Below are 12,593 nucleotides of genomic sequence, written 5' to 3' on the forward strand. Positions count from 1 at the left end.
AGCTACTCCTGCAGCAACCCCTCTTCGCGCATCGCCTTCTGCACGGCCGGCCGCTCCTGCATCCGCTGCTGGAAGGCCTGCAGCCTGGGCCAGCCCGAGGTGTCGATATTCTGCTTGTCGAGCCAGCTGGCAATGGTGAACAGGTAGGCGTCGGCAACGGTGAAGTCGTCGCCCATCAGGTAGTCGTGCTGCAGCCGCTCCTCGATAAAGTCGAAGCGGCTGGCGATGGTTTTCTTGGCCTGCGCTTTCTCCTCGTCGCTGCCGTCCCAGAACAGCGGTACAAAGGCCTTGTGCACCTCGGCGGCGATGTAGTTCAGCCACTCGAGCAGCCGGTAGTGGGCGAGGCTGCCGTATTCCGGTGCCAGGTTTGCGTCGGGTTTTTGCTCGGCGATGAACTGCACTATGGCCGGGCCCTCGGTGAGTATCTCGCCGCCTTCCAGCTGCAGTGCCGGCACGCAGCCCTTGGGGTTGATCTCGCGGTAGTCGGCGCCGCTTTCCGTCTTGTGCTCCTGCAGGTCGACCTTGCACATCTCCAGGTCGATCCCCGCCTCACAGGCGACGATATGGGGCGACAGGGAGCAGGCGCCCGGGGCATAGAAGAGTTTCATCGGCATCCTCACGGTGACAGTTGCACGGCTCCCTGCAGTATAGGCCCGCGCTAATCGCCGATAATCTTCACCAGCACGCGCTTGCGACGGCAGCCGTCGAATTCGCCGTAGAAGATCTGCTCCCAGGGGCCGAAGTCCAGCCGGCCATCGCTGACCGCGACCACCACTTCGCGGCCGAACAGCTGGCGCTTGATATGGGAGTCGGCGTTGTCTTCACCGGTATCGTTGTGGCGGTATCGCTCGATCGGCCCATAGGGCACCAGGTCGTCGAGGAAGCGCGCGAAGTCGCGGTGCAGGCCGGGCTCATCGTCATTGATAAATACCGACGCGGAGATGTGCATCGCGTTGACGAGGCAGAGGCCGTCGCGGATGCCGCTCTCGGCGAGGGCGGCCTCCACCTGCGGCGTGATATTGATGAATTCGGTGCGCTCGCGGGTGTCGAACCAGAGTTCGCGGCGGTGGGATTTCATATGGCTATCTCCCCAAATGGCTGTGGCAGGCGCCGAAGGCGCTTCGCCCAGCCTAGAGGAGTTATTGCGGTTTTTTAACCGCGGTTGTGCGGCGCCGCGTAGTCCAGCTCGGGGCCCTTCGGCACTATGCCGGTCGGATTGATGGTGTCGTGGCTGGCGTAGTAGTGGGTCTTGATATGGTGGAAGTCCACCGTATCCGCGACGCCCGGCCACTGGTACAGCTCGCGCACATAGCCCCACAGATTCGGGTAATCCGCCAACCGCTGCTTGTTGCACTTGAAGTGGCCGTGGTAGACGGCATCGAAGCGAATCAGCGTCGTGAACAGCCGCCAGTCCGCCTCGGTGACGCGGTCGCCGGTCAGGTAGCGGTTGACTGCCAGCCTTTGTTCCAGCTGTTCCAGAGTGCTGAACAGGCGCTCGTAGGCATGCTCGTAGGCGTCCTGAGCAGTCGCGAAGCCGGCCCGGTAGACGCCGTTGTTGACGTGTTCATACACCACATCGTTGGTGGCATCGATATCACCGCGCAGTTCCTGTGGATAGAAATCCGCGTCGTTGCCGGTCAGCCCGTTAAACGCGGTGTTGAACATGCGGATGATCTCCGACGACTCATTGCTGACCACGCACTCGCGCTGCTTGTCCCACAGCAGCGGCACTGTCACGCGGCCCGAGTAATCGGCGCGGTTGCGGGTGTACAGCTGGTACAGGTAGTCGGCGCCGTAGAGCCGATCGCCGCTGCTGCCCTCATCGGTATCGAAGGTCCAGCCGTGTTCACGCATGTAAGGACTCACTACAGAGACGCCGATGTAGTCCTCCAGCCCCTTCAGTTTGCGGAAAATCAGCGTGCGGTGTGCCCACGGGCAGGCCAGGGACACGTACAGGTGGTAGCGGTCTTTCTCCGCGGCAAAGCCGCCCTCGCCGCTGGGGCCGGGGCTGCCGTCGGCGGTTATCCAGTTGCGCAGCTGCGCCGCCTCGCGCACGAACTCGCCTTCACTCTTGTCGGTATCGTACCAGCGGTCCTGCCACTGCCCATTCACCAGTAGGCCCATAGCAATCTCCTGCAGTCGGGATAAATAGAAAGCGCTTAGAGAGCGACGCGGGAAGCCCCGCGCCGGAGGATGCGGCCGTTATTTGCCGCGCAGCCTGTGGTCTAGGCTCAGCTTGCCGGCGCCGGCACAGGCGAGAATGAAGAAGCCACCGGCAATGGTGATATTCTTCATGAAGCTGATCATCTGGCCCTGATCGCCCGGCACATAGTGGAACAAAAACGCACTGGCGAGACAGAAGAGGGCCAGCGCCAGTGCCGACCAGCGGGTGAAGAAGCCGAGCAAGATGGCCAGGCCGCCGCCCAGCTCGACGAGGATTACCAGCGGCAGCAGTATGCCCGGCACGCCGGCGGACTCCATATAGGCCTGGGTACCTTCGTAGCCGCCGATTTTGTTCCAGCCGGCGGTGATAAACATCAGGGACATCAGCACACGGCCGAGCAGTTTGCCGAGATCGCAGAAAATGGGGTTGTTCATCGCCGAAGCCTCGCTTGAGTTAGTCAGTCATTGATAGTGAAACTGCACCCAGTGTAGTTCTATTTTTTACTGAAAAAACCGCAAAAATTCGCCAATAGCTTTCGATTTTTTAAATAGCTGCTCGTTTGTTCGCGCTCAGGCTTTACTCGACGGGCCCCAATCCGGCGCGCAGCGACTCGATGAGAGAGCGGGCTGCCGGTCCGCAGCGATCCGCATCGGCGTAGACCAGGTAGACGGTGACATCCCGCTCCCAGGGTTCCTCGGTCGGCAGCGGCAGCAGTCGGTCGGCGGACAGGGATTCGCGGATGCGCGTCTCCGGCAGCCAGGCAAAACCGAGGCCGCGCTCGATCAACTCCACAGAGGTCTGCACATTGGTCACCGTGATGCGCTGATCGGAGCCGAGCCAGCCGGAATCCTGACGGTGCCTGATCGCCGAATCCCGCAGCACTACCTGACGGCAGGCCTTCAGGTCCTTGCGCGCCACCGGCCGCCCGAGCTGATGCAGCGGGTGCTGCGGGTGGGCCACCGGCACGAATCGTACCCGTGCCACCGGCTCACCGACGAAGCCCTGCGGCACCCGGGCGCTGAGGATGAAATCCGCCTGCTGCTGCACCAACAGTTCCTCGGCACCGGATAGAACCGTCTCACGCACTTCCAGCCGGGTGTGCGGAAACTCGTCGGCGAAGCGCTCTATCGCATTGAACAGGCACTCGTAATCGAAGATCACGTCGACCGCGAGGGTCAGGCTGGCCTCCTCGCCAGTGGCCAGGCTCGCGGCCACCGATTCCAGCGCCTCGGCTTCGTTCAGCAAACCGCCGGCGCGGGCCAGCAATATGCGCCCGGCATCGGTCAGCTCCGCCTTGCGCCCGCGCACTTCCAGCAGTGCGACGCCGAGGCTCTCCTGCAGCTTGTGCACCGCGTGATTGATGGAGGACTGACTTTTGTGGACCGCCTGCGCCGCCTGGGAGAAGCCGCCGTGTTCGACGACCGACTGGAACATTCGCCACTGCTCCAGGGTTACCTTGGCCATTCGCATTCCTCTTGCAACTGTGAAGGTGGGCGTACCAGCATCTACTCGCAGCATACGGACATGCAGCCTGTATAGCGCAACCGACCTATAGATTCGAATAAAAGCAGCAATTTTTTACCATTTTTAATCGAAACGATCGGCCTATACTGCCGACAAACGCACGATTGGAGGTGTCCATGCACAAATCGTTTGAACTACAGCCCGGTGCCCGCCCGCTGGTGCGCGGTGTCGGCAGCCAGGCTTCCGCCGACGGTGCCGGCGTCAGGATCCAGCGTGTGGCCGGTTTCGACAGCCCGGACTTCAGCCCCTTCCTGATGCTCGACGAGATCCGCTCCGAGAATGCCGACGACTATATCGCCGGCTTCCCGCCGCACCCGCACCGCGGCATCGAAACGCTGACCTATATGCTGAACGGCGAATTCGAACATCAGGATCACCTCGGCAACCGCGGCGCCGTTGCCTCCGGTGGCGCCCAGTGGATGCGCGCCGGCCGCGGCATCATCCACTCGGAAATGCCCAGCCAGGCACCCGGCGGCATGCACGGCTTCCAGTTATGGATCAACATGGCCGCGGCCAACAAGATGGACAAACCGAGCTGGCGCGATATTCAGTCGACGGAGATTCCGGAGCTGGCCCTGGATGGCGGCGAGGGTGCTAGTGAGGGCTCACTGATCCGCCTGATCGCCGGCGAATGGACCATCGGTGGTGAAGAAAAACACGCGCCGCTGACCGACGCAGCCGCCGAGGCGGCGGTGGCGGACATCCGCCTGGGCGCCGGCGCCGAGGTGCTAATGCCGCTGCCGGAGACACACAGCGTACTGGTGTATGTCTACTCCGGAGCGCTGGTGACCGAGCGCGGCACCATCGGGCGGGGCAATATGCTGTTGTATGGGGCTGGGGAGTCGCTACAATTGCGCGCGCATACCGAGGGAGCCGGCCTGTTGTGCCTACATGGCCTGCCCCTGCGCGAACCCGTTGCCCACTATGGCCCCTTCGTGATGAACAGCCGCGAGGAAATCGAGCAGGCGCTGCGCGACTACAATAACGGCACACTTACCGATTAAGCGTTTATTTAGCCGCCCCAGAGCTGAGCACCAGGCGGCGCGACAGCTCTGGGACCCCTGCCATCCAATTCCGGGAAGTGAGTCCGCACGCGCGATATGGAAGTCTATTACACCTTTTGTTTTCTGGCCGCGGTGTCGGTATTTCTCGGATTCCTGAACCAGTATGTGCTGCGTGCACAGACCACCATCGCCATCACCGCCGGCGCCCTGGCGCTGTCGCTGCTGGTTACCGGGCTGGGCAAGCTGGGGATTGTCGAACTGCGCGACTGGGCCGACCAGTTATTGCCGCTGCTGAATCTCGAAGACCTGCTGCTGAAGGGCATGCTCGGCTTCCTGTTGTTTGCCGGCAGCCTGCATATCGACCTGCTGGCGCTGCGCAACCAGCGGCTGGAGATCGGCCTGCTGGCCGTGCTCGGCACGCTGATCTCCACCTTCGTGGTCGGCGCGCTGCTCTACTGGTTCCTGCAGCTGCTCGGCATGCAGGTGGCGCTGGTCTACTGCCTACTGTTCGGTGCGCTGATTTCCCCGACCGACCCGATCGCCGTGCTGGCGATCATCAAGAGCCTCAAGGCGCCGGAGCAGGTGTCGATTCAGGTGGAGGGGGAATCCCTGTTCAACGACGGTTTCGGTATCGTCGTGTTTGCCGTGATCTACGCGCTGGCGTTCGAGGGCGGCGAGCCGTCACTGCCGGCGGTGGCCCACCTGTTTGCGGTGGAGGCGATCGGCGGCGTGGTGCTCGGCCTGTTGATCGGCGGCCTGTTCCACTGGCTGATCTGCTGCACCAACGACCACAGCCTCGAACTGCTGCTGACCCTGGTGATACCGACGGCCGGCTTTTCCCTCGCCAACCTGCTCGGCGTGTCCGGCGCGCTGGCGATGGTGGTGAGCGGCATCATTATCGGCAACTTCACCCGCGAACGCGGCTTCTCCCGCGTCAGCCAGCACGAGCTGGACAACTTCTGGAGCATCACCGAGGACTTCATGAACGGCCTGCTGTTCCTGCTGGTGGGCCTGTTCCTGATCACCATCGACCTGCGCAGTTTCGATTACCTGCTGATGGCGGCCGGCATCGTCATCGTACTGCTGGCACGCACGCTGGCAGTCACCGTACCGTTTACGATCCTGAAGCGGTTCCGCCGCTACCACCCCTACACCGAGCGCATCCTGATCTGGGGCGGGCTGCGCGGCGGCCTGGCGCTGGCGCTGGCGATGTCGATTCCGGCCGGCTATGCGGTAATCCAGGGGCAGGATCTGCGCCACCTGTGGGTGGTGATGACCTATGGCGTGGTACTCTTTTCGATCGTGGTGCAGGGCTCCACTATTGCACCGCTGATCCGCCGCAGCCGCGAGTTCGCCGAACCCGAGACGGCGGTGGAACCGGCCTAGGGCCTGTTTCCGAACAACAACAAACGACGCCTATTCCATGGAACACACAAGCTTCCTGCTGCAGGCAGTGATCTATTTGGCCGCGGCAGTGATCGCCGTGCCGATTGCCACCCGCCTGGGCCTGGGCTCGGTGCTCGGCTACCTGCTCGCCGGTGTGGCCATAGGGCCGCACGCGCTGGGCCTGGTCGGCGATGCCAGCGACGAAATGCACGTGGCCGAATTCGGCGTGGCATTGATGCTGTTCCTGATCGGCCTGGAGCTGCAGCCGCGCAAGCTGTGGCAGATGCGCGGCGCGATCCTCGGCACCGGCTCCGCCCAGGTACTGCTCACTGCCGCCGCCGTGGCGGCGCTGGCGCTGGCACTGTACGAGGAGAGCTGGCGCGCGGCGCTGGCGATCGGCCTGATACTGGCGCTGTCTTCCACCGCGATCGTATTGCAGTCACTGAGCGAGAAGGGGCTGCTGAAAACCCAAGGCGGGCGCAGCGCTTTCGCGGTGCTGCTGTTTCAGGACATCGCCGTGATTCCGATTCTGGCATTGATGCCGCTGCTGGCGGTTGCACCGGCGGAAGCCCAGGCCACCGGCCTCAGTGGCTGGCGCTATGCACTCGCAGTGATCGGTACTATCGTCGCCTTCGCCGTTGCCGGGCGCTATCTGCTCGGGCCGCTGCTGCGCCTGGTGGCCGGCAGCCAGGTGCGCGAGATGTTCACGGTGAGCTCGCTGCTGATCGTAGTCGGTGCGGCGGCGATCATGACCGGCCTGAATTTGTCGCCGGCACTCGGTACCTTCCTGGCCGGCGTGCTGCTGGCGGAGAGCGAGTTCCGCCACGAGCTCGAGGCGGACATTGAACCCTTCAAGGGGCTGCTGCTGGGAATCTTCTTTATCGCCGTCGGCGCCAACCTGAATTTCAACCTGATCGCCCAATACCCGCTGCTGCTGTTCGGTCTGCTGATACTGTTGGTGGCGGTCAAGTTTGCGGTGTTGTTTGCGCTGGCGCGCACCCTGCGCATGTCGCGCGGCGAGGATTGGCTGTTTGCGCTGTCGCTGGCGCAGGCGGGCGAGTTCGGTTTCGTGCTGGTCTCTTTTGCCACCCAGAATCGCGTACTCGACAGCACTGCCGGCAACCTGCTGATCGCGCTGATCGCGCTGTCCATGGCACTGACGCCGATCCTGCTGCTGGTCTACCAGCAACTGATCCAGCCGCGCTTTATGCGCGGCGAGGAAAGCGGCGGCGAGCGCGAAGAGGAGCCGCCGCTGGACAGCGGCTCGCCGGTGATCATCGTCGGCTACGGCCGCTTCGGCCAGATCGCCGGGCGCCTGTTGAACGCCTGCGGCTTCGGCACCACGCTGCTGGAGCGCAACGCGGAGCAGCTGGACCTGGTGCGCCGCTACGGCATCCAGGCCTATTACGGCGATGCCTCCCGCGAGGACCTGTTGCGGGCCGCCGGCGCGGAGAATGCGCGCCTGGTGATCCTGACCCTGAGCGACCAGGCCGCGAGCCTGGAAATTGTCGCGCAGCTGCGCAAGCACTTTCCGCACCTGACTATCCTGGCTCGGGCGCGCAACCGCATGCACCAGTACGCGCTGATGGAGGCTGGAGTCCAGTATATTTTCCGTGAGACGGTGGACTCGGCGCTGTCCATCGGTGAGTGCGCGCTGCAGCTACTCGGCCTGAGCCCGCTGCGGGCGCGGCGCGCGGCGCGCAAATTCAAGCAGCACGACCAGCGCATGCTCGAGTCCCTGTTCCCCTACTGGCGCGACGAGTCACAGCATATCGCGCAGACCAAGGTCTACCGCGAGCAGCTGCTGCAGGCGCTGCGGGAGGACCGGCGCGACAAGGACCTGCACCTGGATCACTACTGGGAGGAGTCGCGCCCGGGCCTGTAGGGCGTGGGGTCTGTCAGCGCATCTGGTCGGCGGAGCGCAGGCTCGCCTCGATCAGATCCACTTCCAGCACCAGTTTGCGGTGCAGCTCGTCATCGATCCGCTGCTCGATGCGCAGGCGGAACAGCCGCTCGCGCTCGGCGGCGAGCGCAGCCAGGTGAAACTCGCGCTCGGCCCGCGCCAGCGTCGATCTGTGGCCACCGCGATGGCCGTCGCTGTCATCCAGGCGCCGGCGGTACAGCTGCAGCAGGTAATCGAGCGCCTCGCGCTCGACTTCCGCTGCCTCGTCGCCCTCCTGCACGCCGTCGCGCAGGGTCTGCAGTCGCTCCAGTGCCGCCCGTGTCGCCACCGTGCGCGCACTGCGCTCGTCGCCGATGTCCGCCATCTGCGGTGTCGCCAGCAGGTATCGCACCAGCGGCGGCAGGGCGAAACTGGCGAGCAACAGCGACAGCAGTATCACGCCCATCGCAATCACCACCGCCAGCTCCCGGCCCGGGAAGGCACTGCCGTCGGGGAGCAACAGTGGCAGCGACAGGACCCCGGCGAGGGTTACCGCGCCGCGCACACCGGCCAGCGCGGTGACCGTTACCAGCAGCAGCCGCTGGCCAGCAGTTGCGATTTCGCGGCGGATCCGCGTCAGGTACAGCGATGCCCAAACCCAGACAAAGCGCAGCCCCGCCAGAGCCGCGGTGATCGCCAGGATGTAGAGCAGTAGTGTGCCGTCACCAGCCACGGCACTGTACCGGGCCTCCCCCAGGTCGGCGTTGAGGATACGCACCAGCTGCTCGCCCAGTAACACGAAGATGATGCCGTTCATGGCCCCCTGGACGGTGTTCCAGACCGCCGTCCGCGCCATGCGCGTGGCGGCGAGTTCAGGGCCGTGCAGGTCGACGTGGTGCGCGGTAATGCCCGCTGCCGCGGCGGCCAGGATGCCCGAGCCGCCCAGGTGTTCCGCTGCCAGGTAGGCGGCGAAGGGCACCAACAGGCTCACCAGTATCTGCACGCCGGTGTCCTCGCCACCGAGGCGCCCGAGTCCGCGCAGCGCGTAGCCGCAGGCCAGGGCGGTAGCGGCACCGATCGCGACACCGGCCACCGCCATCCAGACGAAGCCGAGTGCTGTCTGCGTCAGGGAAAAGCTGCCGGTTACCGCCGCCGCAACCGCAAAGCGGAAGCAGTCGAGCCCGGCGGCGTCGTTCAGCAGCGCCTCGCCCTGCAAGATATGCCGCAGGCGCGGCGGCAGAGGCGTGCTGCCGCGCACAGCCGCCAGTGCCACCGGATCAGTCGGCGCCAGTATCGCCGCCAGCGCAAACGCCACCGTCAGCGGCATCGCCGGTATCAGCCACTGGATAAAGAACCCCATGCCCACCACGGTGAAGATCACCAGGCCCACGGCGAGCGTCAGGATCGGGCGCAGGTCGCGAAAGAAGGCGCCCTTGGGAATACGCCAGCCGTCCAGAAACAGCAGTGGCGGAATGAACAACAGGAAGAAGATTTCCGGATCCAGCGGAATCCTGACCCCAAGCATACCGCCGAGCAGCGCACCCGTAGCGATCTGCAGCAGAGGCAGCGGCAGGGGGAGCAGGCGCGCGACTATACCGCTGAACGTGACGGCGACGAGCAACAGCAGGGCGATGGCAACATAGTGCATCGAACGCTAAGTCCGCGTCGGGGCGGATTCTACGGCACCGGCTCGGGTGTGGCGGCAATGGGCGTAAGGCAACGGAGCGCTCGCTGTAAATCGGCGGACTTACAGCGAGTATAGGAGAGCCGGAACCTGCGACTGCGCTAAGGGAAGATCGCCGGCGATTACTCGAACATGTCCGGCTGTTCGGCACAGATAACATCATATAGCGGCTGGAAACTGAACATTCCCGCCAGTTCGGTACCCACTACCGCACGCGTGCGTAAGGCCACTTGCGGCTCGATCAGTATCGGCTCGCCGGCGGCCTCTGCCAGCAGCTGCGCCTGACAGCTGCGCTCCATCGTGATGTACCACCAGGCGGCTTCATCCACGGACTTGCCGACCGTGAGCAAGCCGTGGTTCTGCAGAATCAGCGCTTTCTTGTTGCCGAGTGCCTGTGCCAGCGCCTCTCCTTCGTCCATTTCCAGAACCACGCCGGAGAAGCTATCCAGCAGGCCGTGATCGCCGAAGAAGGCGCAGGCGTCCTGGGTGATCGGATCCAGCAGGCGGCCGAGGGACGACCAGGCCTTGCCGTACAGCGAGTGGGCATGAGCGGCGGCGACGACATCCGGGCGCAGGCGGTGGATACGGGAGTGGATGGTAAACGCGGCGCCGTTCAGGTAGCCGTCACCCTCGACCACTTCGCCCCGGTGGTTGACCAGCAACAGCTGCGACATGCGCAGCTGCTTGAAGGACACACCCATCGGATTGACCCAGAAGTGATCTTCCAGCTCCGGGTCGCGGACGGTGATATGGCCGGCAACGCCCTCGTCAAAGCCGAATTTGCCGAACAGGCGGAAAGCCGCGGTGAGCTTTCTCTTGCGCTCCTCGCGCACCTGCTCCGGCGGCAGCGCCGGCTCGCCGAGCAGTACGTTGATATCGCCATTCATTACCGCGGCGTTGGTGTCCGCAGTTTTTGTTGTTTTTTCTGCAGTGGTCATCGACCGGCCCTCTCAATCGCCAAAACTGCCGAAGGCTCCTTATAGCACGTTGATCGACTTTTGAGCGAGAGCAGGCGCCAAAGAAAAAATGCCGCAGAAGCTGCTAGCAGAAATAAAAAAGACCGCACAATGGCGGCCTTTTCCGGACGACAACAGACAATTACTCGACGGTCACCGACTTGGCCAGATTGCGCGGCTGGTCCACGTCGGTGCCCTTCAGCAGCGCGACGTGGTAGCTGAGTAGCTGCAGCGGTACCGTGTACAGGATCGGCGCCAGGCTCTCCGGCGCGTCCGGCACCTCGACCACGGTGACGCCCGGCTCGCTGGTGAAACCGGCCTGGGGACTGGCGAACACAAACAGCTGGCCGCCGCGGGCGCGCACCTCCTGCAGATTGGACTTCAGTTTCTCCAGCAGCTCGTCGTTGGGCGCGACCACCACCACCGGCATATCCGCATCCACCAGCGCCAGCGGACCGTGCTTCAGCTCGCCGGCCGGGTAGGCCTCGGCGTGGATATAGGAGATCTCCTTCAGCTTCAGCGCGCCCTCGAGGGCGATCGGGTACTCGACACCGCGGCCGAGGAACAGCGCGTGGTGCTTCTCGGCAAAGGCCTCGCTGGTGTCCTGCACCAGCTGATCCAGGCCGGTGAACTGCTCCATCAGCTGCGGCAGCTGGTGCAGCGCCTTGACCAGTTCCGCCTCGCGCTCAGTACTCAGGCCGTTGACCTTGGCCAGCGCGATGCAGAACAGCTGCAGCGCCACCAGCTGGGTGGTGAAAGCCTTGGTGGAGGCGACACCGATCTCCGGACCCGCCTCCGTCATCAGCGACAGCTCGGACTCCCGCACCAACGAGCTGTTCGGCACATTGCAGATGGTCATCGACGCCAGGTAGCCGAGCTCCTTGGCCTGGCGCAGTGCGGCCAGCGTATCGGCGGTTTCGCCGGACTGGGAAATGGTCACGAACAGAGTGCCCGGGCGCACGGCCGTCTTGCGGTAGCGGATTTCGCTGGCGACCTCGACCGAGCAGGGGATACCGGCCCAGTCCTCCAGCCAGTAACGCGCCACCAGACCGGCGTGGTAACTGGTGCCGCAGGCAACGATCTGCACCTGCTGCACTTCCGGCAGAATCTCGTGGGCGCGGGCTCCGAGCGCTTCCGACAGTACCGACTTGTCGCCGATACGGCCTGCCAGGGTGGCCTCTACCACCGCCGGCTGCTCGAAGATCTCCTTCTGCATATAGTGGCGGTAGCGACCCTTGTCGGCGGCGTCGTGACCGCCGTCCAGCTTGTGCACCGGGCGGCTGACTTCCTCGCCCTGCTTGTCGCGCACGGTGATACCGGCGCGGCTGATTTCCGCTACGTCGCCTTCCTCGAGGAAGATAAAGCGGTCGGTGACCTGGCGCAGGGCCATCGGGTCGGAGGCGATAAAGTTCTCCTCGATACCGACACCCACCACCAGCGGGCTGCCGGAGCGGGCACAGACCAGTGTCTCCGGCTCGTCGGCGCTGATTACACCGAGGGCATAGGCACCCTCGAGCCTGTCGGTGGCGGCGGTGACTGCGGCCAGCAGATCGCGGCCGTCCCCGGCGAGGGAGTGGATCAGGTGCACCACCACCTCGGTATCCGTGTCCGAGGTGAACTGGTAACCCTTGTCCCGCAGTTCTGCGCGCAGCGGCTGGTGGTTCTCGATAATGCCGTTGTGCACCAGCGCGATCTGGCCGGACACGTGCGGGTGGGCGTTGCGATCCGACGGCGCGCCGTGGGTGGCCCAGCGGGTGTGGGCGATACCCAGCTGGCCGGCGGCCGGCGCAGCGGCGAGCCTGGCCTCCAGGTCCGCCACCTTGCCCTGGCTCTTGCGCAGCTGCAGTTGGCTGTCGCCGTCCACCAGACAGACACCTGCGGAGTCATAGCCGCGGTACTCCAGGCGGCGCAGCCCCTCGAGCAGAATTTCATTTACATTGCGCTGGGCCAGCGCGCCGACAATTCCACACATCGCATCAACCTCGATAATTTC

11 protein-coding genes are annotated in these 12,593 nt (G+C 64.3%); 3 read left to right on the top strand and 8 right to left on the bottom strand.

Translation table 11 applies throughout. The features are described 5' to 3' along the window. Positions 1–2: 2 nt before the first annotated feature. The 5 genes from gstA to BLW36_RS10420 form a co-directional block, all read right to left on the bottom strand. Complete coding sequence (gstA, locus tag BLW36_RS10400) at positions 3–608, bottom strand: glutathione transferase GstA (protein ID WP_091388663.1); 606 nt, start codon at positions 606–608, stop codon at positions 3–5. Positions 609–658: 50 nt separating this feature from the next. Beyond that, positions 659–1,078: a secondary thiamine-phosphate synthase enzyme YjbQ gene (locus BLW36_RS10405; RefSeq protein ID WP_091387977.1), complete on the bottom strand. Its 420-nt coding sequence runs from the start codon at positions 1,076–1,078 to the stop codon at positions 659–661. A gap of 74 nt (positions 1,079–1,152) precedes the next feature. Further along, on the bottom strand, positions 1,153–2,124 hold the full coding sequence (locus BLW36_RS10410; protein ID WP_091387979.1) for a glutathione S-transferase family protein: 972 nt from the start codon (positions 2,122–2,124) through the stop codon (positions 1,153–1,155). A gap of 78 nt (positions 2,125–2,202) precedes the next feature. After that, on the bottom strand, positions 2,203–2,598 hold the full coding sequence (locus BLW36_RS10415) for a DoxX family protein (protein ID WP_091387981.1): 396 nt from the start codon (positions 2,596–2,598) through the stop codon (positions 2,203–2,205). A gap of 142 nt (positions 2,599–2,740) precedes the next feature. Next, complete coding sequence (locus BLW36_RS10420; RefSeq protein ID WP_091387983.1) at positions 2,741–3,628, bottom strand: LysR family transcriptional regulator; 888 nt, start codon at positions 3,626–3,628, stop codon at positions 2,741–2,743. Between the two features lie 176 nt (positions 3,629–3,804). On the opposite strand from BLW36_RS10420, the gene BLW36_RS10425 reads away from it, so the two are divergent. The 3 genes from BLW36_RS10425 to BLW36_RS10435 all read left to right on the top strand — a co-directional run bounded on the left by BLW36_RS10425 (position 3,805) and on the right by BLW36_RS10435 (position 7,963). Then, the gene (locus BLW36_RS10425) at positions 3,805–4,692 is read left to right on the top strand and encodes a pirin family protein (RefSeq protein WP_091387985.1); all 888 of its coding nucleotides are present in this window, start codon (positions 3,805–3,807) and stop codon (positions 4,690–4,692) included. A gap of 96 nt (positions 4,693–4,788) precedes the next feature. Beyond that, on the top strand, positions 4,789–6,078 hold the full coding sequence (locus tag BLW36_RS10430; protein WP_091387987.1) for a cation:proton antiporter: 1,290 nt from the start codon (positions 4,789–4,791) through the stop codon (positions 6,076–6,078). 37 nt (positions 6,079–6,115) lie between these two features. Further along, positions 6,116–7,963 (top strand): monovalent cation:proton antiporter-2 (CPA2) family protein, encoded by a 1,848-nt coding sequence (locus BLW36_RS10435; protein WP_091387989.1) that lies wholly within the window; start codon positions 6,116–6,118, stop codon positions 7,961–7,963. A gap of 13 nt (positions 7,964–7,976) precedes the next feature. Here BLW36_RS10435 and BLW36_RS10440 read toward each other — a convergent pair whose 3' ends face one another. The 3 genes from BLW36_RS10440 to glmS form a co-directional block, all read right to left on the bottom strand. Beyond that, positions 7,977–9,608 (bottom strand): Na+/H+ antiporter, encoded by a 1,632-nt coding sequence (locus tag BLW36_RS10440; protein ID WP_091387991.1) that lies wholly within the window; start codon positions 9,606–9,608, stop codon positions 7,977–7,979. Between the two features lie 158 nt (positions 9,609–9,766). Further along, positions 9,767–10,582 (bottom strand): class II aldolase/adducin family protein, encoded by an 816-nt coding sequence (locus tag BLW36_RS10445; protein WP_170833184.1) that lies wholly within the window; start codon positions 10,580–10,582, stop codon positions 9,767–9,769. Between the two features lie 160 nt (positions 10,583–10,742). Next, complete coding sequence (gene glmS, locus BLW36_RS10450; protein ID WP_091387992.1) at positions 10,743–12,572, bottom strand: glutamine--fructose-6-phosphate transaminase (isomerizing); 1,830 nt, start codon at positions 12,570–12,572, stop codon at positions 10,743–10,745. Positions 12,573–12,593 lie beyond the last annotated feature (21 nt).

It is taken from the genome of Microbulbifer marinus, assembly GCF_900107725.1.
Taxonomy (GTDB): Bacteria; Pseudomonadota; Gammaproteobacteria; order Pseudomonadales; family Cellvibrionaceae; genus Microbulbifer; species Microbulbifer marinus.

Bases quoted from the DNA above. Each gene is read 5' to 3' on its own strand.
- gstA (WP_091388663.1), bottom strand. From the start codon at position 608: ATGAAACTCTTCTATGCCCCGGGCGCCTGCTCCCTGTCGCCCCATATC.
- BLW36_RS10405 (WP_091387977.1), bottom strand. From the start codon at position 1,078: ATGAAATCCCACCGCCGCGAACTCTGGTTCGACACCCGCGAGCGCACC.
- BLW36_RS10410 (WP_091387979.1), bottom strand. From the start codon at position 2,124: ATGGGCCTACTGGTGAATGGGCAGTGGCAGGACCGCTGGTACGATACC.
- BLW36_RS10415 (WP_091387981.1), bottom strand. From the start codon at position 2,598: ATGAACAACCCCATTTTCTGCGATCTCGGCAAACTGCTCGGCCGTGTG.
- BLW36_RS10420 (WP_091387983.1), bottom strand. From the start codon at position 3,628: ATGGCCAAGGTAACCCTGGAGCAGTGGCGAATGTTCCAGTCGGTCGTC.
- BLW36_RS10425 (WP_091387985.1), top strand. From the start codon at position 3,805: ATGCACAAATCGTTTGAACTACAGCCCGGTGCCCGCCCGCTGGTGCGC.
- BLW36_RS10430 (WP_091387987.1), top strand. From the start codon at position 4,789: ATGGAAGTCTATTACACCTTTTGTTTTCTGGCCGCGGTGTCGGTATTT.
- BLW36_RS10435 (WP_091387989.1), top strand. From the start codon at position 6,116: ATGGAACACACAAGCTTCCTGCTGCAGGCAGTGATCTATTTGGCCGCG.
- BLW36_RS10440 (WP_091387991.1), bottom strand. From the start codon at position 9,608: ATGCACTATGTTGCCATCGCCCTGCTGTTGCTCGTCGCCGTCACGTTC.
- BLW36_RS10445 (WP_170833184.1), bottom strand. From the start codon at position 10,582: ATGACCACTGCAGAAAAAACAACAAAAACTGCGGACACCAACGCCGCG.
- glmS (WP_091387992.1), bottom strand. From the start codon at position 12,572: ATGTGTGGAATTGTCGGCGCGCTGGCCCAGCGCAATGTAAATGAAATT.